Origin of the sequence: Paenibacillus montanisoli (assembly GCF_003268025.1) — a bacterium.
Classification (GTDB): domain Bacteria; phylum Bacillota; class Bacilli; order Paenibacillales; family Paenibacillaceae; genus Paenibacillus_Z; species Paenibacillus_Z montanisoli.
Genome location: NZ_QLUW01000002.1, coordinates 211,782 through 233,440, shown reverse-complemented (window position 1 = coordinate 233,440; position 21,659 = coordinate 211,782). Strand labels below are relative to the sequence as shown.

Genomic DNA, 21,659 nt, shown 5'->3' with positions numbered 1-21,659 from the left:
CCTAACTTTGGCAGGTGGTTGTTATTGGCAACGATTAAAGACATTGCGCGAATTGCCGGCGTATCGACGACGACCGTCTCCAGGGCGCTCAACGGCTATGACGATGTTAGCCAAGAGACGAAGAAGCGGATTCGCGAAATTGCCGCTCAGCTCGATTATTCGCCTAACGCCGTAGCCAGAAGTTTAGTGTCCAGTAAAACGCGCACCATCGGCGTTATTTTCTCCGGACTTAAACATACGGGCGGCAAAGACAACCTTGCATTCGAAATTCTGATTGGCATCAACGACCGTGCCATCGAATTGAACTATGATATCTTGTTGTTCAGCACGAGCCCGTCCAAGCAGCGGATCAAATCGTACTACAACTTATGCAAAGAGCGGAATGTGGACGGAGCCATCATTTTTGGCTTAAAGGTCGACGACCCCTATCTGGAAGAGGTCATTGAGAAGTCCAATTTCCCCTGTGTCCTCATCGATATTCCGTTCTCGAACGAACATCTGGGGAATGTCACGACCGACAATGTTGAGGGGGTGCGAAAAGCCGTTCACTATCTGATCGATGGGGGGCATACGAAGATTGCCATGATTAACGGTTATCCCGAAGCGCATGTGAGCGATCAGCGGTTAATCGGTTTTAAGAAAGCGCTCTCTGAATTCGGAATGGCTTACGATGCTTCCAAAGTTGTCGATGGAGCGTTCTCCGAAGAGGGGGGAGAACAAGCGATGCTGCGGATTTTGGACGAACATCCGGGGGTTACGGCCGTATTTTGCTCCAGCGATTTAATGGCGCTCGGCGCGCTGAGAGCGCTTGACAAGCGGGGACGAAAAGTTCCCGATTCGGTATCGGTCGTCGGCTATGACGACATCATTCTTTCCGCTTATTGTACGCCGAAGCTGACCACCGTCCATCAAAACAAATATCAGATGGGCTGGGAAGCTGCCAAGCTGCTTATTGAGATGCTCGAAGGCAGAAACGTGGACCACAATGTGGTCCTAAAGAATGAATTAATCGTGCGCGAGAGTACAAAGAGCATACGGTAAATAGGATAGGGTCAATTCTAGCAATATCCCTAAACGTTTAAGTAGAGGAGATAGAAGAGCCTTGAAACTAAGCGCTGAAGAGCTGGAGAGCCGGTCGTTAAAGCCGGAAACCGTGAAGCAGGCCGTCGAGCAAATCCGTGTAAACGGTTATGTCGTCTTTGAAGGCGTGCTGCCCGAGGACAAAGTGAATGCTTTGCATGAAAGCTTTATGCAGGTTTTCGAAGCCCATATCGCCAACAATCCGTTAAACCGGGGCAAAAACAGGACGCAAATGAATGTACCGTTCATCGAGCCATTCAACGATCCCGATGTCATTACCCATCCTTTCGTGCTTCCGGTCGTCGAGGAGCTGCTTGGACGCAATTGCGCATGCCGGTATTTTGCTTCCGATACGCCGCTTCCGGGATCGGAATACCAGCTTGTGCATTCCGATTTGCAAGCCTTATATCCGGATTCATCGGTCATTTTGCCGACAACGGGCATCGTGCTCAACATCCCGCTTGTCGACTTTAGAGAAGATAACGGGCCGCTTGAAATTTGGCCGGGCGGAACGCATCTGATGCCCGAAAATGCAAACCGGGTCGAGAACCTGCAGCTGCTGGCGCCTGTCATGCATTCCGAGCCCGTGCTCATGCCGGCCGGGTCGCTTCTGCTTCGGGATATCCGGATGTGGCACCGGGGAACGCCGAACCGATCCGATGCGGCGCGGCCGAATATGGCGCTGGTCTATTTCCGTTCCTGGTTTAATACCGAGTCCAAGGTCCGGATTCCGCTAAAGTCATATGAATCTTTAAGCGAAAGAGCGAAGCAGCTGTTCCGGTTTGAAGAGATCGTCAACTAATTCATTTCGCAGTTATTGGAGGATGGTAGGAATGAAGCTTAGCGCTGAAGAGCTGAAGAATGGAAAATTATCCGCGGAAACGTTAGAGTTGGCTATCCAGCTCATCAAGGTCAACGGGTATGTGCTGTTCGAAGAAGCGCTGCCTAGAGCGCAAGTGGAGAATCTGTATGACAGCTACGTCGACTTATTGGATCCCTATTTCGAGAAGAACCGTGAAGTCATTCTCAACCCTGGCAACGGATTTAACGACGGAACGAACCACGTTCGTCTCTATTTGCCGTTTGAGAAGCCGTATTGCGATGAAGCGGTTATTGCGAATCCGTTCGTGACGGAAATCGTGGATCAGCTATTGGGCGAGGATTGCTTATTAACGTATTTTGCGACGAATACCTCAATGCCAGGCGGCAAAGTACCGCAACCGGTTCATTCGGATACCTCTTCGCGTTATGGCGACAGACATCCGGCGAATTTGCCGATTGCCAATCTCATCGTCAATTATCCGCTAGTTGATGTGACGGAGAACAACGGGCCGATGGAAATCTGGCCGGGCGGCACGCATCTGCATCCAGATAACTGGTATGCGAAGAACGCGTTCAGCAAACCAAAACTCGCCGAGCATATGCACAGCGTCAAAATGCTCATGCCGGCAGGCTCCATCCTGATTCGGGATGACAGAGTCTGGCATCGCGGCACGCCGAACAAATCGGATAAGCACAGACCGAATATCGCGCTGATCTACTCGGCGAACGGGCCGCGCACGGGTACGATTCAAATTCCGCAGGAGACGTACGATCAGCTCTCGGATAAGGCGCAGCAGCTGCTGCGCAAAGAATTGATCGGTTACCCGGTTGCGGAGCCGAAGCATTAGTCCGCAGCGCGAAAAACCGCATTGCAATGCGGTTTTATTATTCGCCGTTCCTGAAATCGGAGAGTACCTCATAGGATACGATCATTTTATGATAGGATACGTTATAATAATAGTAAGATTCATTTTAATTGGGAGGTAACAAACGTGGATAAGCAGTACGCCATCGAACGATTCAAGCAGGCCGTGACGAGCAATGATACGACGGCGGCAAGCCAGTGCCTGAACGAGTTTCCCTTTCTAGCAGAGCAGATTAACGAGCCTTGGTTTTCGTTCGATTCGCCCGCGATCGTTACTGCAGCGGCAAGCGGAAACCGCCAAATGGTCGATCTATTGTTAAATTACGGCGCAGATTTGCATGCGAAAAGCAGCTGGTGGGCCGGGGGATTCGGGGTGCTTCACCATGACCAGCATGAGCTTTCGCGCTATCTGATCGATAGAGGGGCTCCCGTCGATATCCATGCGGCAGCAGCGCTAGGGATGATGTCGGCCGTGCAGCAAATGGTCGAGAAGAATCCTGCCGCCGTCAATGAGCGCGGGCCCGATGGACAGGTTCCGCTTCATTTTGCCGCCGATCCGGCAATCATTGATTTCCTGCTCGATCATGGCGCAGAAATCGATCGGCGCGACATCGATCATGGCAGCACGCCGGCTCAATGGGCCATTGATCAAACGGCAAAATGCAGACATCTCATTAAGCGTGGCGCATCAGCGGATATTTTTATGGCGATTCAGATCGGCGATACGGAGCTGACCCGCCATCTCATTCATACCGACCCGGATTGTCTTCAAGCTCAGGTCGGACACGGCAGCTTCACATCCGGCGATTCCAACGGCGGGCATATATACATTTACAAAATAGGAGCCAATACGCGTCCGCTTTTTCTTGCGTCGCGATGCAAGCATCGGGAGATCGTGGATCTGATTTTGGAGCATAGTCCCGTCACGCAGCGCTTGCTGCTTGCTTGCATGGAAGGCGATCAAGCGACCGTACAGACTTTGCTGGGACAGGATTCGAAACTGGTACAATCCCTTACGTCCGAGGATCAAAGCATGATCGCAGACGCGGCATGGAACAATCAGGTACAAGCCCTTCGTGTCATGCTAGCGTCCGGATTCAACGCGGATGCCCGTCGAAGCTCAGAGGATTTTACAGCATTACATAACGCAGCCATTCACGGAAACGTCGAAGCGGTACGGCTGCTACTTGCACACGGCGCATCCGCTCAGTTAACGCACGGTTATGGCGGCAATGCATTGGACAGTTGTTTGTGGGGCTCCGTTCATTGCTGCGATCCGGCTGGAGATTACGCGGGTGTCGTAGAGCTGCTTATTCAAGCCGGCGCGCCTTTGCCAAGCCAAGTATCCGGAAGCGAAGCCGTTAAAGAAGCGCTCGCCCGTCATCATAATCACTAGCACCGACTAAAATCCGCAACCGGGTCAGGTTGCGGATTTTCACGTTAATAAGGGATGGAATGAAGCGCGACTACCTCGTCTCCATTATTTAATGCAATTAACTACTGGCGAAAAAAGTCGGAATTAAAGGGAAATGCCGTGCGATTGTGGAAAAGAGTAATACCCCTTAAACAATTGCGAGGTAGATCATGATAGCCATAACGGAAGTTTACATCGATAGTTTGGCGCCTAATGCGGGCGCGATGAAAAATGGCCGAGACTTGGTCAAAAAGAATAGCTTTGCCCTTCTCTGCGTGACGGATGACGGCACGCTGTTATTCGGAGATTGCAAAGGCAGCGGCAGCGAGCCCTATCGGTGCTCTGTTGATTTTGTTCAGGAGGATAATCCGGTGTTTCGCTGCTCTTGTCCAAGCAGACAGTTTCCTTGTAAGCATACGCTTGGAATCTTGTACGCATATGCGTTAGGGAAGACCTTCGTGAAGGCGGAGCTCCCGCAGGATATCGCGGACAAACGCGAGAAAGCGGAGAAGCGCGAAGAGAAGAAGAAAGAAGCGGCAGCGGCGGAAGCAAACGGTGAGGGTACGAAACCGAAGCGCAAAGTAAATAAATCCGCCTTGATCAAAAAAATGACTGCCCAACTGGAAGGGTTAAGCCTGTTGGAGAAGCTCATTCTGCAGCTTGTCCATAACGGACTCGGCAGTTTGGATAAGAAAACCATTCAGCTGGTGGAGGATCAAGCCAAGCAGCTGGGCAATTATTATATTCCCGGAGCACAGGCGAGCCTTCGGGAGCTTGTCCTTGTCTTACAAGCCGAAGCAGATAAAGAGAAAATCCACGCAATAGCGATTCAGCAGCTCATCGGTCTGCATGCTTTGGTCAAAAAGGGCAGGAGTTATCTAGAACAGCGAGCAAGCGACCCTGATTTACCGATGGATACGGAGTCAGCGTTGGAAGAGCAGCTCGGTCATGCCTGGCAATTGGCGGAGTTAAAGGAACTCGGCCGCGTGAAGCCGGAGACCGAACTGCTGCAGCTTTCTTTCTTGTCTTACATCGATCAAGCTCGGGGCGAATATGTCGATGCCGGCTGGTGGGCGGACCTTCGCGACGGCGCTATCTATGTCACGCGTAATTTACGGCCTTTTCGCGCTGCGAAGTCGATGAAGGAAGAAGATACGGTGCATGGCGTTGCCGGCTGCGAGGAGTTGTTCGTCTATCCCGGAGATCTGAACGCAAGGGTCAGATGGGAAAGAGGGCGTTACCGTGAAGTTGCAGAGTCGGACTTTGCTCAGGTAAGAACGCTCGCAAACGGTTCATTCACGGATGTTTTGAAACGGGTGAAAAATAGCATTAAGAACCCGCTCTCAGACAAAAATCCGGTGATGCTGGTCGCATTTCAAGCCATCGAACGGATTGGCGATACCTTTGTCCTGAAGGATGCACAGGGCAAGCAACTGGTTGTAGTGGCGAATATATTGCCTGCACCTCAACCGGTTCAGACGATGATCCCGTTGCTGCAAAGCGATGATTTAAACGACCAAGCAGCGCTGGTCATGTTTGAACACGACATGGAAAGCGGCCGATTAGCCGTTCAACTGCTGAGTATCATCACAGGTAGCCGAATGATTCGGCTGCTGTATTAGAGGAGTGCGCGACATGAGTGTAGATCTATTGCTTAACTTGCAACAGGAGGTAAGCCGGCTCTTCGTCGCCGGCAGCGCGATGGCCGAAGGAGATCTTCGGCTGGACAAGCTGCTGCCGCAATTAAAAAGGCTGGGTGATTCCGCACCGGTGTTCAAAAGACTTGCCGAAGCGACGGAAGGTCTGCTGACTTCACCGCGCGATGAAAGCCCGGCGAAGCTGCTCGAGCTTGCGACTCTTCTGAGCGCGGTGCTCCATACGCAAGGCAAAACGGATTTGCCTGGCGAGCCGCAGGCATTCGAGGGCTTCGGAATCGCTTTGTCTACGGGCGATTCCTTCAGGAAGCTTCAGCCGCTGCTCGAAGCGCTGACCTCCAAAGGGCCGGGCAGATTGGAGCAGCTGCGCCAAGCATACGAAGACAGAAGCTTTCTTGATTTGCGCGCATTGCCTTCATTAGGCAGGGGGCTTGATGACAGTTACTCGGAAATTCCCGATTTCATACAAGACAAGCTGTTTCCGGAAGTCGGCGCTGACGCAGCTCCGGTACTGCGCGGTCAGCTCAATCTTCAAGGCGGCAAAGGGGATGCGCGCAGACTCCAGCTGCTTTATCAGCTGCGCGGCGAAGCTGCGTTGGAAACCGTGCTTGAAGCCGCAAATTCAGGTTCGGTTGAGCCGAAAGTGGCGGCAATTGGCATTCTCGGGGCGTTTGCCGAGCAAGAGCCTCTTATTCTTGACCTAAGTCGAGAGAAAAGGAAGGAAGTCCGGCAAGCCGCTTTCTTCGCGCTTGCACGATTAGGCTCTGAGCAGGCGGTTGACCGTTTATTCGAAGCGGTATCGTCCAAAGACCGCGAACTGGTTGTAGAGCCAGCACGCCAATGCTCATCACGATCCTTACAGCTTCGGATCGTTGCGCACGCCGCTGACGTGTTTGACCGCTATTTATCCAGTGAAGGCTCAATGAGGACCGAGGCGGTTCAGCAGCTGCATATCAACCTTCGCTGCTTGGAGGGATCCGGCAATAAAGTCGCGGCAACAGCATTCCCGCTACTGCAAAGGATGCTTTCCTCTAAGGCATTCATTACAACGGAGACCGAAGCCGTTCAAGAAATAGCCGCCGAGCTGCTGCTGGAATTGAATCTATATGAGGCTGACCATTTTGCATTGGAGCTTCAGCATGAGCATAAGAACAAATTTATCGGCTTCAGCTTCCGTTCCGCATATAAGCTGCTGACGCCGGCGGAGTTATTTCATCGGTTCGCAGGTGAACTTAAAGGCCGATCGGCTTCGGCCAGAGAGCTGCAGCGTGCCTTGAGAGGCATCGTTTCCGGTCAATTGAAATCCGATGAAGACGAATGGCGGGAGCCGTTTGTGCCTGAGCAAGCTTGGGATCCTCGCTGGCGGCAGCTGTTTGTCGAGCTGGATCTGGTCGATCTTGTTTGTGCCTTTACCGCCTATAGCGATCATGGCGTCTCCAACTATTTGGCGTCGAAGCTGGCTGCCGGTGTTCGTAAAGAAGGGAATGAAGCGGAGATCCTGCTCGCCCTGCACCGGATCGGATACAAATATGCTCAAGACTTGCTGATGACCGTGCTAGAGAAAGAATCTCGGTACATGTACGTCTTGGATTGGCGATTAAAGCCATTGATCGCCGCTTTGCCGAAATCCTATATCGAAAGACTCCGCCAATTCGCTGCGGGCTTAGCTTATGAGTCCGTGCGCAATGAAGTCACAGCAATCGTCGAAGCTATCGAAGCTGCACCAGATCATACATCAGAGGAGAGTGGAACCGGAATATGGGGATGGATCAAAAACAAAATGTCTTAAGATTGCCGGCGGAGAAGCTGTACGCACATGAACTTGAGGCGCTCAAAGCCGCGGATAAAGATGCGAGGCCGGCTGGCTGGCAGCTATCGCCTAAGGCTGTACTGACATTTATTACAGGCGGTAAAGCAGGCGGAACCGATATCACGCCTAAATATATCGGAAACAAACGGCTCGTCGAAATGGCGATTGCAACCTTGTTGACGGATCGTGCATTATTGCTGATCGGGGAACCGGGAACAGCGAAATCCTGGCTTTCAGAAAATCTGACCGCCGCTATTCACGGCGATTCCTCCAAAGTCGTGCAAGGAACGGCGGGTACGAGCGAGGAGCATGTTCGTTACTCTTGGAATTACGCGCTGCTGCTAGCTCAAGGACCGTCGGATCAGGCGCTCATCCGCAGCCCGATCCTTCGCGCGATGGAAGGCGGCGGCATTGCGCGCTTCGAAGAAATATCCCGCTGTGCCTCTGAAGTTCAGGATGCGCTGATCTCTATTCTTTCGGAGAAGACGATCTCCATTCCTGAGCTGGGCCGGGAAGTCTCCGCGGAACGCGGGTTCTCTATCATTGCTACCGCAAATACGCGTGACCGCGGCGTAAACGAAATGTCCGCTGCTTTGAAGCGGAGGTTTAATATTATCGTGCTGCCGGCGCCATCCGATATTGACACGGAAATCGACATCGTGCGCAGGCGCGTCGGCGAAATCGCGGCAAGCTATGAGCTGCGCGCCTCACAGCCTGACGACGAGGCGATCCGCAAAGTGGTCACGATCTTCCGCGAGCTGCGCGGCGGGCTGACGCTGGACGGCAAGGAGAAGGTAAAGCCGCCAAGCGGCGTTATCTCGACGGCTGAAGCGATCTCGCTGCTGACCGGCAGCATGGCGCTGGCCGGAAGCTTCGGCAATGGCAGTATCAGCGATGAAGACGTAGCGGCAGGGTTGCAAGGGGCGATCGTGAAGGACGAGGCGAAAGACCAGCTTGTCTGGAAGGAGTATTTGGAAAATGTCATGAAAAAACGGGGTGCATCATGGCGGAGCCTATACAACGCTTGCGCGGAGATGAACGGGTAGACGGTGACCGGGAGCCGCATTATTACGGCATTCGGCATCTGTCTCCTGCCGGCTCCTTCCATTTGCTTGCGCTGCTGCAGGAAGTTCAGCCAACCGCGCTCCTGATCGAAGGGCCGAGCGATGCCGGTCATTTGGCCGTTCAGCTGACTTCACGCGGGGTCGTGCCGCCCGTTGCCATGCTGGCTTATACCGAACAGCTGCCAATACGTACGCTTCTCTATCCGTTTGCCGACTATTCGCCTGAATACCAAGCTCTTCAGTGGGCCCATCGAAATGGCTGCCATGCCGAGTTCATCGATCTGCCGACGGGAATCGCATTGGCGCTGAACGAGAAGAGGCATGCTTTTGCTGCCGAGGATCATCCGGAAGAGAGCGTATCGGATGCCAAACCGCTCGCGGAGCCGGATAGGAATATGGGTACCGTACAGCATCATCTGCATACCCGCATAGCCGAGCTATCAGGTGAATACGATTATGAATCCTATTGGGAGCGCAATTTTGAACATCAGCTGCAGCCGGGCGTCTATCAGCGGTCCATCGTGCACTATTCCGCGGAGATGCGTGCGCTGACCGAGCAGGATGAACGGCATCTCGCGCCTCAAGAATTCGCGTACAACGAAATACGCGAATCCTATATGAGACGTAAAATCCGCGATGCCATAAATGCCGGTCATTCCCCGGAGAAAATTGTCGTTCTCAGCGGAGCGCATCACACGCCTGCGCTGACCATGCGACATGCGGTCATGACAGATGAGGAACTGGACCTGCTGCCGCGCGTTCCGACTAAAATGACATTAATGCCATACTCCTACTATAAGCTATCCTCGCATTCCGGTTATGGAGCCGGCAATCAGGCGCCCGCGTATTTTGAACTGCTTTGGACATGCATGCGGCAAGGGGAGATGGGCAAGCTGCCGGCTTTATATTTGTCTACTGTCGCATCCCAATTGCGCGAGCGCGGCACATGGCGATCTACGGCTTCCGTCATTGAAGGCGTCCGTTTGGCAGAGGCGCTGGCTTCTTTGCATGATGGCGTACAGCCTACCTGGAAGGATCTTCGCGATGCGGCCGTGGTCTTGTTCGGCTTCGGCGATTTCGCGGTCGTTGCAGACGCATTAGCCAGAACCGATATCGGTACCGCCATCGGAAGCTTGCCTGAAGGCGTCAGCCAGACACCGGTGCAGGACGACTTAAACCGCGAGCTCAAACGATTGAAGCTGGAAAAGTATAAAACGCTGGTAGCAGCTGATTTGGAGCTCGATTTGCGCGAGAACCGCAGGGTGAAATCGGAGGAACTGGCTTTTATCGATCTGCATCGTTCCGTATTTCTTCATCGTCTGGCCGTGCTCGGCATTCGTTTTGCCCGCAAGCAGCAGGTAAGGCAAGCGGATGCAACCTGGGCGGAGCATTGGGTGCTGCAGTGGTCGCCTGAAGCGGAGATCGAAACGGTCGAATCCACGTTGAAAGGCGAAACGATCGAGCTGGCTGCAGCCTATGCCATTCATGAAGAGCTGCTTGCTTGTGCCACTATCACAGAAGCCGCTAAGCTGATTAGGAAGGCCTGCGAATGCGGTCTGCCTCATATTATGGGACAGGCGACAAGCGCCTTGCAGCGGCTTGCCGTCGATGCCGGTAATTTTGAACAAATTGCGATGACGGTGCACGAGCTGTCCATCCTGCTTCAATATGGATCGATCAGGCGAATCGATACGGGTTCGCTCATCCCCTTATTAAGGCAGTTATTCCTGCGCGGAACGCTGATGCTGCATGATGCGGCAAGCTGCAACGACGACGCGGCAGCTGCTATGGCAAGCGCGATGCATGCCATGCATGCAGCTGCTCAGGAACACTATCAAGAGGTTGACGAGCAGCTTTGGATTTCAACGTTGACAGCTCTTGCAGCCCGCGATGACCGTAACGCGAAATTGTCCGGCTACGCGTTCGCAATCGTATTGGAGAGTGGCGTGGCAGGCGAAGCGGAATGCGCGCAAGAAGTCTCGCGGCGGCTGTCGCCGGGTATCCCCGCGGACCTTGGAGCCGGATGGTTTGAAGGGCTGTCGATGAGGAACCGGTATGCGCTGCTGTCCCGGGACTATCTTTGGCGTCAGCTTGACGACTATATCTCCTCCTTGGAAGCGGATTGCTTTAAGCGCTCGCTGGTTTTTCTGCGCAGAGCTTTCGGCTCGTTCGAGCCGCGGGAGAAGGCGGCGATTGCCGAGCTGCTCGGCGATCTCTGGGGGAGCGGTGCCGAAGAGACCGGGGAAATGCTGCAGCACCCGCTGGATGAAGTAGAGAAGGAACAACTGGATGAGCTTAACGACTTTGACTTTGGAGATATTTAGCCTATGACGAATCTTGATTCCGAACTAGTTAAACGTTGGCGCTTGATTTTAGGCGCGTCGGCGGAGGATAAACTTCAATCCGTTCTTACGCGCGAAGAAGCGGGTATTCCGCTGCTAAATGAAGAAGATATGCTGATGGATGAAGCGCTGGCTGCCATTTACGACGGCACTTCAGGTATTTCCGGCGCGGATTCCGGCGGCAATTCCGGAAACTCCCGCGCACGTTCGGCTGGGCTCGGCGCGTCTTCACCAAAGCTTGCGAAGTGGCTTGGCGACGTGCGAGCCTTCTTCTCTCCGGATATCGTGTCGGTTATTCAAGCCGATGCCGTTAACCGCAAAGGGCTCACGCAGCTGCTGTTCGAGCCTGAGCTGCTTTCTCAGGTCAAACCCGATATTAGCATGGTCGCAACGCTTATGTCGCTGCGAGGCCAAATCCCGGAGCGAACAAAAGAAACAGCGAGAAAGCTGGTACGGGAAGTCGTCGATGAGATCATGAAACGGCTGGCGCAAGAGTTGACAAGAGCCGTAACGGGTGCTCTCAACAAACGGCAGCACTCGCCGCTCCCGTCCATGTCGGGACTCGATTGGGCCACAACCATTCGCAAAAACTTAAAACACTACGATACCGGCCGCAAACTGCTCATTCCGGAAAAAGTCTATTTTTTCGATCGTGCCCGCAAAAGCAAAGAATGGACCGTTATTCTCGATATCGATCAGAGCGGCTCTATGGCAAGCTCCGTTATTTATGCCTCGATCGTGGGCTCCATCTTTGCCAGTATGCCGTCGCTCGATACGCGTGTAGTTGCATTTGATACGGAAGTCGTTGACTTAAGCGAGCAGTGCGCGAACGATCCTGTCGACATGCTGTTCGGGATTCAGCTTGGCGGCGGAACGGATATCAACAAATCGATTCAGTACTGCGAATCCTTCATTGCGGAGCCGAAGAAGACGATGTTCTTGCTCGTTTCCGATCTATATGAAGGCGGAAACCAGTCCGAGATGATTCGCAGATTAAGAGACATGCATGAAGCAGGCGTCAAGACGATTTGCTTGCTCGCGCTTTCTGACGACGGAGTGCCTTCGTATGATGAAGAAGTTGCCATGAAGCTGGCCCGTTATGGCATTCCCTGCTTCGGCTGTTCACCGGACAAGCTTCCAGAATTAATCGAAGGAGCGCTCAAAGGATTGGATTTGAAGCTGCTGGCTGAACGTACGGGACAACTCGGCAGCCAGCGTAGATAACCCAGCTGAAAGGGGCATGAAAGGGACATATGGAAGTTCAATATCGGATAGAAGATCAGATCCTCCTGTCTAGCCTTAATCAAAGTTACGGGATCCAGGCGGAAAGCATTCATTTCATTCCAATGGGCGATTCGGCTTATTCTTACCGCGTGGAGTGCGCGAATGGAGACCGATTTTATCTTAAACTGTTTGATCATCAAAATGATCGGCAAAGAAAAAGCGTCGAGAAGCTGACCTGCTATTTACCTCTTAATTGGAGCATGGTTCATCAAAACCTTTTTCCCAATATTTCATGTCCAATCAAAACCGTTGCCGGTGACTATCAAACGACATGCAATGCGATCACTATCGTATTGTTTACTTTCATTGAAGGGGAAACGTTAGCGGAAGCCTACCCGTTCACGGAGGAGATTCTCGCAGAGATTGCAAAGTCGGTCGCTGCCATACATCGGATCACTCCTTCTATCGACCACTCTTTGCTATTGACGGAAACCTATGATCTCTCGTTTGATCGTGACCTTGAAATGTGTTTGTCCTTGCTTGAAAATCCATTAACGGTTGCCGACCCTATCAAACAGGCATTGCGAGAACAGGTTGGGTCAAATAAAGAGCAGATCCTAGCGATGTTGAAGCGTGTTCGTCATCTCCGCAGCTTAGCGATTGCCCAAAATAAAGAAAAAGTACTGTGCCACGGCGATCTGTGGGGCGGGAATTTGATTCGCCATCAAAACAAGCTGTATGTCATCGATTGGGAGTCATCCGTCATCGCACCGCCGGAATACGATTTAGCAGGATATATCGGAGAAGCTTTCGAAGTTTTCTTCTCCGCCTATGAAGAGCAAATGGGCAGCTCCATGACGATTAATCCGGATTTGTTACGGTTCTACTCCTATCGCCATCATCTCCGCAATCTAACGAATTGGCTCATGAATATCTTATTCCGCAACACCGAACAAGCCCAGAATGAAAATGATCTGGACATGATTGTTCATCACTGCATGAACCGTTGGGATCACATTGAACCGAGTGTCGAAATCGTAGAAACATTCCTAATGAAACGCTCATCCCGTTAGCAGATTTTACTACATGACTTCCATTCTCCGTTAGCGTTTAATAAGAACTACAGCTTAGCAGAAACGGAGACTTAGAATGTGAATCAAGCAAAGAAATACAAGATTACGACGAATATATTGGTCATTATATTGATGGTTATTATGGTTGGCGGGTATTTGATCCATAAAGAGCTGAAGCATGAAATGGATCAACTGAAAAGCGAAAAGCTTGCAGAAACACGCAATTGGGTACATATGCAATTCATGTATACTTATTCATTAGATGTTGACCTCGCCAATATTCTTGCTTCGAACTCCGCTTCCTATCGCAAGAAATATTTAGCCGATGCCCATGAATCGGCTTCTTATATGGCGCATTCGCACTGGTTCTATCCAGCTCCAACGATTCTAAACCACTTTCAATTGAATCTAGTCGAGCCATTTTGGAGGCAAACCGCTAATTATTTGGGTTACTTATTGCATGATGGCGGCGAAACGCTGACGAAGCTTCAACTGCAAAACCTATTAAAGATGCGAGATTACACGCTCAAAACGGTTCCGGTGATGCGTCAACTAAAAGATAACGTAATGTATGGTCCTCATGTGGACGAAGTTCCTTCCGAGGAAATGAGCCGATTAATAGCTACTTTAACGGCCAAGCTCGATTCCAATCCCACAATCGGTGATAAGGACAAGTCGTTCAACGACTACCAGTACAGCTTATACCCCTATAAACCTGCTCAAGTTCTGGTGTTTAAGAACGAAAAGCGAGTGCATAAGGAAGAATTGCAGACGAAAGTAAAATCATTCATGAATTTGGTTTGGAAGGACGAAAAAGATAATCAGGTTACGTCCAGCGGCGGAGGGGGGCACCGGAGTTTGGGGATAGCCTCAGGTTCTGGTCCGGCAATGGCAAGAAGATGTTTTATGAAGTAGAGATAAGCGTTGCTGGAGCGCATTTATTACGAATTTATCCGTCTGATAGCGGACCTAAGAAGCTCGATAATGGCAAAATGACAAAGGAAGAGGCCATTCAATTCGCCCAATCCCTCGTACAACGGTGGGGGGAGGCTCCTCTGGTCATCGATCATACAGCGGCAAGGGACTCTCTGCTAGATGTAATATTAGTACCTCAAGCTGGCGGCGTTCCGAATTCGGACGCAACCGTTCAAGTTACGATCAATATAGCAAAAGGAACCTTGCAAAATTTCGATACGACTACTTATTATTTGAGAAGAGACAGAATAGTCCAGACGCAAGCAAGCGTATCACCGGAGACCGCGCTTAAACAGATCAACGATGAATTAGTAGTCACCGGTCAACCAAAGCTGATGAACCGTAATGGGAAACTGGTTTACTCCATTCCTGTGAAAGGTTATGAACGAGTGACAAACGTCTATGTGGACGCCCAAACCGGGAATCAAGTCGACATTGAATATGTAGATTGAGTCATTTGAAATAGGCCTGAACAAGTTAAAGCCGCGCGTTGCGGCTTTTTTTTGTTTTACATTGGCTACAAACATGAAGATTGTCATGTAGTAGAAAACTGGAAACCTTGTTATAGTAAGATTAACTAGAGGTGAAGTCTAGTCTGGTTCAATAGTAGACAAACGGGAGGAAGCAAGAGGATGGAAAACATAGATACCCCAAGCGCAACAAAGTCCGAACCCAAGCTGCTCAATTTAACTTGTATTTACCTGCCGGCTAAGCATCCCTATACGACTGCAAAATGGTATAGCGAGATTTTTGGACTGGAGGCAGCTGATTTTGCGCCGTTAGACCCTCATGCGGATCTTGTCGTATTGAACTTCTCCAAGGATATCCCGGGAGGGGGAAGCCTTTTTTTCGTACAGTCCAATGATAAGTTTTCAATGAATTTCAATAATATAGACGGTTATAATCATGCGATATTGATGTTCCAGGTCAAGGATATCGAGGATATACATGAAAGAATGATAGTGAAAAATGTCGAGCTTGCTACGGATGGAATTAAAGATCGGGGCGGATGCGGCAAAGAGATCGCTTTCTACGATCCGGACGGGCGTAAAATTGAAATTAATGATTATGGTACTCGATAAACTGGCCAAAAGCATGAAAATGGTCGATTGATGGGAGAATGTTCCGGTTCGAAACAGCGGCTTCAGGGTAAAGATAGGTACCTTGTATGAAATAACGAGAGGTGTTACCGTAAATGAGCGATATAATCGACTATGAAATCCGATACAGTACAAAGAATATAGCCGACATGCTGCGGATTGAGTCGGTTACGGTGCGGAAATATGCCTCTGCTCTCGAGCGGGCAGGGTATGCTTTCGACCGAAATACCGCAAAAAACCGATCTTACTCCGGCCGAGACGCCGCGGCTTTCAGATTCATGCATTTGATACGCATGCAGTCAGGCGTAACGGTGGAAGCAGCTGCGCTTATGACGGTGCAGCGTTCAAATGCCGCTTCAACGGAACTGCAGCCTGTCGATCGTAATGAAGACGATTTGTTACCTCAGCCCTATAACGGCCGTTACGAAATTATAGCCTCAGAGGTTCTCAAGATCCGCACGGAATTTGAAGCGGTCAGAGATATGACGGTTGAGCAGACCGAACGCCTTAATCGGATTGCTGCCTTATCCGAGCGATATGAGCAGATGGTGGGATTCCAGAAGGAATTGATGCTGCAGATGCAGCAGCTCGCCGCAGCCGAACAGGCCGAGGAGCTTAGAACCCAGCGCGTGAATGATCAACTGATCGAGCACCGGATCAAGATGAATTTAAAGCGTACGGCGCTGTCTATATGGAACGAAAAGCCGGAGCGGGAGCGCACAATGAAGGCAGGCTGGTTTAGGCGATTGGAGAATGAAGCTGCGCGTGAGAGCTTCATCCGAAATTACATAGATGATCATTACGAAGAAGAACTTAGAAAAGCGCACGGGCTGGAGCCTTAGTGCGCTTTTTCTTATCTTAGCAAGCGGAATTTTCTGGAAACCTGGGGGTTATACTTAATGTAACGACCTAATTTGGAGGGGACATCAATCCTATGACAACTGAAAACAAAGTGACGATTAAAGTAAACGACAACGGATCGCTGAGAGTGACGGGACCGGTAGAGCTGGTAGACGCGGAAGGCAATCCATTCGATCACAAAGAATCGTTTTCGCTTTGCCGATGCGGAGCATCGAACAACAAGCCATTCTGCGATGGCACGCACAAATCGATCGGCTTTGAAAGCGCGCCGAGAGCGAAGAAGGAATAGAGAACACAGAAAACCGGCGGAGGAATATCCCGCCGGTTTTTTTGTGGGCAACCGAGTCCGCGAGTAATCGTGCACTAGTATGCGAGATCATCTAACGCCCGGAAACGAAATCTCAAATACGCTTCCCTTATTAATTTCGCTTTCCACATGGATTGAACCGTTCATTGCCTTAATGATGCTAAAAGCTACCATTGTACCGAGGCCCGTGCCTTTTTCTTTCGTAGAGTAGTAAGGAGTGCCAAGCCTTAAGATCTGATCCGCTGTCATGCCGGAGCCCGTATCTTGGATTCTTATGATCACATACTCACGCTTCATACGAACGGCGATCTCTACTCTTCCATTTGATGAAGCTTCAATGCAATTTTTGACCAGGTTGATTAGACTCTGACGGAGCTGCTGGCTGTCGCCAAGGACCGATAGATCGGACTCCAATTCAATCGTTAACGTCACTTGCTGCATGTTTGCATAAGGTGTCAAAACGCTAACGACATGCTGCAGCTCCGTTGTCAAATCAAGAGGGGTCAATTTGGCTATTTGCGGTTTAGCAAATGTCAGATAATCGGAAATGATGTTTATAGCCGTACTTAGTTCATTTAATGCGACTTCGGTTAGATTCGCACGCTTATCCGTTGGAAGTTCCTTTTCTTTAAATAATTGTAATAATCCCTTGACTGTCGTTAGAGGATTTCGGATCTCATGCGACACGCTTGCTGCAATTTGACTAATGACCCTCATTTTTTCAATCTCTTTAAGCTCCATTTGGAGTTTGAAATGATTGCTCACAAACTCTATAAGATAAACCGTAATGCAAATCGCGGTGAACTCGATAACCCTGAACGCTACGGAAAGAAAAGCTTGGTTATAGGTGATGTAGTTCAGACTGAACAAGATCAGCTTAATAGTGATTGGGATGAGTGCCGTTGATACAATAAGAGCTCTAAATATTTTAGGGAGACTATTCAAACGATATTTAGTCAAAAAGACCAAAAGACTAAAATAGGTACCAGCGGCCACAATCGATGCGATGTAGAAGCCATCTCCGCCGCCAATGATATATCGGTATGTAATTAAAATAGCAAGAAGAGCTGCGCCAACCCATGGACCGCCGTATAAAATGCCCAGCACAAGAGGGATCAGTCTAAAATCGAAAAGAAAACCGCCATCATAATGATACGGGAATGACATGCATAATAGTAATGTTGTGCTTAAAAATAGAAACAATACGATTTTCGAAAATTTTCCCGTTTCCGCACCATATTTCGTCCAGAAAACGAAGTACAAAATAGATGGAATACAGATAAACATATAATTTCCCATGATGCTTTGAGCCAATTTGTTCCCACCCTTTAAAAATATTTTTTCTCTATTCAAGTTTTATGGTTTTGAATCCTTTTCAGCCACAAATTGGTTAATCTATTATTCGCTGTATGATTCAATAATCCTTTTGTATAATTATTCCTAATCGCAGAAATAGCTCGATTTTGATCTATAATCCGCCCAATTACTCGGATAAAAAATTATATTAGGGGATTGCCGCAGCTAGATCCATTTTTAAGCTGTCTTTCAGCTTCGTGTGCTATGTTCTCTAGTAGAATAGGAGGAGTGCGTTTGATGAAAGGGAATTGGATTCAAGGGCTGATGGCCGCGTCAGCGCTTTCCGGATTAATTTGGCTGGGCGGGCTGGGATGGACGCTGCAGGACTATTTCGCGGGTGCGCCCGATACTGCGGGGACATCGATACCGGCTGCTGCGGAAGAAACGCCGGCGCTTGCCGTCGATGACGGGAAGTTCCGCGTCGTAGCGCTAGGCGACTCGATTACGCGCGGAGCCGGGGATCCGGATGGCAAAGGATATGTCGGGTACATGGTGGAGGCATTGAAAACGAAGGCGAAAGATCAGGAAATTCTCGTGAAGAATTACGGCATCAACGGGATGCGGACGCCTGATCTGGCTGCATCGCTCACTGAGCCGGCCGTACGAAGCGAGTTAAAGGCAGCGGATGTCATTGTCGTCAGCGTTGGCGGCAACGATCTGTTCCGGGGCGGCGAGACGCTTGGCAATTTGAACCCGGACAACATCGCTTCCATACAAGAAGCGTATCTGGTCGATCTGGACGGCGTACTGAAAGATTTGCGAGGGGTCAATCCTTCCGCAAAGCTGTTTTTAATCGGACTATATAATCCGTTCATCGCGATGAAAGATACAAAGACGACGACCAAGATTGTGCGGGATTGGAACTATCAAGCGGCCGAAACCGCAGCCGTATATCCGGACACCGTACTCGTGCCTACCTTGGACTTGTTCCAGCTGCAGGTGCAGGATTATTTGGCACGGGATCAGTTTCATCCTAACGCGGAAGGCTACCGGCTCATTGGAGAGCGGGTCGCTTCGCTGATCACATGGAAGGAGGAGAGCGAATGACCGGCTTAGCAAAAATGGCAGATCAAGAAGAGATTACGCTATCGGTACAAGGGCTCCGGAAGGTGATCGGCAAGCGGGAGATTATTAAGGGGCTCGACTTCGAGCTGAAGCGCGGCGAGGTGTTCGGCTTTCTCGGGCCTAATGGGGCAGGCAAGACGACGACGATCCGAATGCTCGTCGGCCTGATCAAGCCGACTGCGGGCACGATCCGGATTTGCGGCTACGATCTGCACCGGCAGTTCCCGGAGGCAACCGGAAGCATGGGCTGCATCGTGGAAAATCCGGAGCTATACACCTATTTGAGCGGATGGGGGAATTTGCAGTATTTTGCTCGGATGATGCCCGGAATTAACGAAGATCGGATGGACGAGGTCGTCCGGCTCGTCGGGCTGTCGACGCGCATACACGACAAAGTGAAGACCTACTCGCTCGGGATGCGCCAGCGGCTCGGAATCGCACAGGCGCTGCTCGGCAGGCCAAAGCTGCTTATTCTCGATGAGCCGACAAATGGGCTTGACCCGTCGGGCATTCGGGAGATGCGTGAATTCATCCGCTATCTTGCCGAGCATGAAGGACTCACAGTGCTCGTGTCGAGCCATCTGTTGAGCGAAATTCAGTTGATGTGCGACAGGGTCGCGATTATTTCGAAGGGAAGCGTCATCCGTGTCGATACGGTGGACAACCTGCTGTCCCAGCAGGAGAAGGTCAGTTGGCGGCTTACGCCGCTGGCGAAGGGCGAATTGCTGCTCCGGGAGCTAGCCGGTTCGGCTGAGGTGAAGGGAGATAAGGTGCTAACGCCGTACAACGAGCTGGAGATCGGGCGCTGGAATCAGGCGCTTGTCGAGTCCGGCGTGACGGTGACCGAGATGAGCCGCAGGCTGCCTTCGCTGGAGGACCTGTTCCTTGAGCTGACGGGAGGTGAAAGCATTGATTAACCTCGTCTATAACGAAATGGTGAAAATCACGGGCAAACGCAGGCTGGTCGTCGTCACGCTTATCATCGCGATACTAATCTCGCTGTTCACTTATGCCCAGTTCCAGCAGGCGGCGGAGAACCGCAAGCGTTTCGGCGACGTCGACTGGCGCACCGCGCTGGAGCAGCGGATCGCGGGCTGGGAGTCCCGTCTTGCCAACGGAAGCGGGCGCGGCGACGAAGGCGAGCTGGAGATGCGCATCGCCCAGCAGCGTTACTACTTAGACCGGAACATCAACCCCTCGGAGCCCGGCGCGCCGACCTTTGTTCGCGGCTTCGTCGAGAACGGCATTACGCTGCTGCTGCCGCTTATGATGATGATTGTCGCCGCCGACCTTGTCTCTTCCGAGCATAGTTCAGGCACGATTAAGGTGCTGCTCACCCGGTCGGTGAGGCGGTGGCGTATTCTGCTAAGCAAATATTTGGCGCTCATGCTTTCAGTCTCGATCATAATAACGTTGTTCGGGGTGCTGTCGACGGTCATTTCGGGACTGGTGTTCGGCTTCCAAGGCTGGGATGCGCCTGTGCTGACCGGCTTCACTGTAACCGGAGGCGAACTGGATACATCAGGCGTGCGCAGCTTGCCCCAATGGCAATTCATTCTGATGGAGCTCGGGCTCGCCTGGTTCGTCTCGCTCGTCGTGGCGACGATTACCTTCATGCTGTCTGTCTTGGTCCGCACGACTGCTGCGGTCATGGGGATCATGCTGGCCTGCCTCATAGCGGGCACCATCTTGCGGGAGATGGTCGAATCCTGGGAGACGGCCAAGTACCTGTTCATGGTCAACCTCGAACTGATTGATTACTTGCAGGATGCGGACCCGCCGATTGCGGGCATGTCGCTCGGCTTCTCGCTGCTCGTGCTGCTCGTCTGGGGCATCGGGGCCCTGATCGTATCGTTCGTCTCGTTCACGCGGCGGGACGTGTATTAACCCATTCCTAGGGTTATATCGTTAGCAGGGAAAGAGGGATCCCATGAACTGGAAAGTCGCCGGCTATTTAGTTTTGGCGCTGATCATCATCCATCTGCCGTTTATCGGCATTTTCTTCAAAATCGTCAATACGCTCATTCACGAGTCGGCCCATGCACTTATGGCATTGGCACTGCATGGCAAGGTCGTCCAAATTCAGCTGTTCTCCGATACATCCGGTGTCACGTACACACTTTCATCCAGTCACATAGGAACAGTGCTGACTAGCCTTGCAGGGTATATCGGTTCTTCTCTATTCGCCCTATTGCTGGCTGTGTTATGTCATAGAGGGAAACACGCGTTAAATCTCTGGCTGTTTGCAATCATATCTGTCGTCAACGTGCTGCTGTGGGTGCGAAATCCGTTCGGTATCCTTTGGCTAGCGGCATTTATCTGCTTGCTGATTCTATCGCTTTGGAGAAAAGGAAAGTGGATCTCAGCTTTTTCCATCGGGCTATTTGTATTCGTGGTTGCGGAATCCGTATCGAGCAGCTTCGTGATTTTATGGCGTAGCTTATACTCGCCGACAGAAGCAGGAGACGCGGCGAATTTGGCGGAAGCGACATTTTTGCCGGCTTCCGTCTGGGGCGTCTTTTTTATGCTGCAGGCTTGCATACTGGCCTTCATTAGCGTGAAAAAGGTACTTAGGCAGGGCAGAAGGAAAGGACATGGCAGAGGAGCATCCAAACCCATCACCTTGTGAAGACAAACAGAAAAAGG

Annotated in this window: 20 protein-coding genes; 19 read left to right on the top strand and 1 reads right to left on the bottom strand. The window is 51.1% G+C overall.

The annotated features are described in order from the left end of the window. Positions 1-24 precede the first annotated feature (24 nt). From DL346_RS10310 to DL346_RS10240, 15 genes are all read left to right on the top strand, one after another. Positions 25-1,041: a LacI family DNA-binding transcriptional regulator gene (locus DL346_RS10310; protein ID WP_112882049.1), complete on the top strand. Its 1,017-nt coding sequence runs from the start codon at positions 25-27 to the stop codon at positions 1,039-1,041. A 61-nt stretch (positions 1,042-1,102) separates the two neighbouring features. Next, positions 1,103-1,882: a phytanoyl-CoA dioxygenase family protein gene (locus DL346_RS10305; RefSeq protein ID WP_165822454.1), complete on the top strand. Its 780-nt coding sequence runs from the start codon at positions 1,103-1,105 to the stop codon at positions 1,880-1,882. Between the two features lie 31 nt (positions 1,883-1,913). Continuing rightward, the gene (locus DL346_RS10300) at positions 1,914-2,750 is read left to right on the top strand and encodes a phytanoyl-CoA dioxygenase family protein (RefSeq protein ID WP_165822453.1); all 837 of its coding nucleotides are present in this window, start codon (positions 1,914-1,916) and stop codon (positions 2,748-2,750) included. A gap of 144 nt (positions 2,751-2,894) precedes the next feature. Next, complete coding sequence (locus DL346_RS10295) at positions 2,895-4,163, top strand: ankyrin repeat domain-containing protein (RefSeq protein WP_112882046.1); 1,269 nt, start codon at positions 2,895-2,897, stop codon at positions 4,161-4,163. Between the two features lie 188 nt (positions 4,164-4,351). Further along, positions 4,352-5,803: an SWIM zinc finger family protein gene (locus tag DL346_RS10290; RefSeq protein WP_112882045.1), complete on the top strand. Its 1,452-nt coding sequence runs from the start codon at positions 4,352-4,354 to the stop codon at positions 5,801-5,803. A gap of 13 nt (positions 5,804-5,816) precedes the next feature. After that, entirely contained in the window at positions 5,817-7,625 is a 1,809-nt protein-coding gene (locus tag DL346_RS10285) for a HEAT repeat domain-containing protein (RefSeq protein ID WP_112882044.1), read from the top strand. Continuing rightward, complete coding sequence (locus DL346_RS10280; protein WP_112883055.1) at positions 7,601-8,692, top strand: ATP-binding protein; 1,092 nt, start codon at positions 7,601-7,603, stop codon at positions 8,690-8,692. The genes DL346_RS10285 and DL346_RS10280 overlap by 25 nt, the downstream gene beginning before the upstream one ends. Beyond that, a complete protein-coding gene (locus tag DL346_RS10275; protein WP_112882043.1) occupies positions 8,650-11,034 on the top strand; it encodes a DUF5682 family protein in 2,385 nt (794 codons plus the stop codon). Before DL346_RS10280 ends, DL346_RS10275 begins: the two co-directional genes overlap by 43 nt. A gap of 3 nt (positions 11,035-11,037) precedes the next feature. Further along, positions 11,038-12,276: a VWA domain-containing protein gene (locus tag DL346_RS10270; RefSeq protein ID WP_112882042.1), complete on the top strand. Its 1,239-nt coding sequence runs from the start codon at positions 11,038-11,040 to the stop codon at positions 12,274-12,276. Positions 12,277-12,305: 29 nt separating this feature from the next. Next, a complete protein-coding gene (locus DL346_RS10265; RefSeq protein ID WP_112882041.1) occupies positions 12,306-13,349 on the top strand; it encodes a phosphotransferase family protein in 1,044 nt (347 codons plus the stop codon). A gap of 78 nt (positions 13,350-13,427) precedes the next feature. Continuing rightward, complete coding sequence (locus tag DL346_RS10260) at positions 13,428-14,264, top strand: hypothetical protein (RefSeq protein WP_112882040.1); 837 nt, start codon at positions 13,428-13,430, stop codon at positions 14,262-14,264. Beyond that, the gene (locus DL346_RS10255; RefSeq protein ID WP_112882039.1) at positions 14,249-14,776 is read left to right on the top strand and encodes a PepSY domain-containing protein; all 528 of its coding nucleotides are present in this window, start codon (positions 14,249-14,251) and stop codon (positions 14,774-14,776) included. The genes DL346_RS10260 and DL346_RS10255 overlap by 16 nt, the downstream gene beginning before the upstream one ends. A gap of 180 nt (positions 14,777-14,956) precedes the next feature. Next, positions 14,957-15,406 carry a VOC family protein gene (locus DL346_RS10250; RefSeq protein ID WP_112882038.1) on the top strand — a complete coding sequence of 150 codons (450 nt, stop codon included), beginning with the start codon at positions 14,957-14,959 and terminating at the stop codon, positions 15,404-15,406. A 113-nt stretch (positions 15,407-15,519) separates the two neighbouring features. Further along, positions 15,520-16,266 carry a hypothetical protein gene (locus tag DL346_RS10245; RefSeq protein WP_112882037.1) on the top strand — a complete coding sequence of 249 codons (747 nt, stop codon included), beginning with the start codon at positions 15,520-15,522 and terminating at the stop codon, positions 16,264-16,266. 92 nt (positions 16,267-16,358) lie between these two features. Further along, on the top strand, positions 16,359-16,574 hold the full coding sequence (locus DL346_RS10240; protein ID WP_112882036.1) for a CDGSH iron-sulfur domain-containing protein: 216 nt from the start codon (positions 16,359-16,361) through the stop codon (positions 16,572-16,574). 87 nt (positions 16,575-16,661) lie between these two features. Here the strand turns inward: DL346_RS10240 and DL346_RS10235 are convergent, their stop codons facing one another. Then, positions 16,662-17,906, bottom strand: coding sequence for an ATP-binding protein (locus DL346_RS10235; RefSeq protein WP_133257513.1), 1,245 nt, complete (start codon positions 17,904-17,906; stop codon positions 16,662-16,664). A 279-nt stretch (positions 17,907-18,185) separates the two neighbouring features. Here DL346_RS10235 and DL346_RS10230 point away from each other — a divergent pair, with 279 nt between their 5' ends. From DL346_RS10230 to DL346_RS10215, 4 genes are read left to right on the top strand one after another with little or no spacing between them, the layout of a single operon-like run. After that, the gene (locus DL346_RS10230) at positions 18,186-18,995 is read left to right on the top strand and encodes a GDSL-type esterase/lipase family protein (protein ID WP_112882034.1); all 810 of its coding nucleotides are present in this window, start codon (positions 18,186-18,188) and stop codon (positions 18,993-18,995) included. Continuing rightward, positions 18,992-19,930: an ABC transporter ATP-binding protein gene (locus DL346_RS10225; protein WP_240633122.1), complete on the top strand. Its 939-nt coding sequence runs from the start codon at positions 18,992-18,994 to the stop codon at positions 19,928-19,930. The genes DL346_RS10230 and DL346_RS10225 overlap by 4 nt, the downstream gene beginning before the upstream one ends. Further along, positions 19,923-20,900: an ABC transporter permease gene (locus DL346_RS10220; protein WP_112882033.1), complete on the top strand. Its 978-nt coding sequence runs from the start codon at positions 19,923-19,925 to the stop codon at positions 20,898-20,900. Before DL346_RS10225 ends, DL346_RS10220 begins: the two co-directional genes overlap by 8 nt. A 43-nt stretch (positions 20,901-20,943) precedes the next feature. After that, positions 20,944-21,642: a M50 family metallopeptidase gene (locus DL346_RS10215; protein ID WP_112882032.1), complete on the top strand. Its 699-nt coding sequence runs from the start codon at positions 20,944-20,946 to the stop codon at positions 21,640-21,642. Positions 21,643-21,659 lie beyond the last annotated feature (17 nt).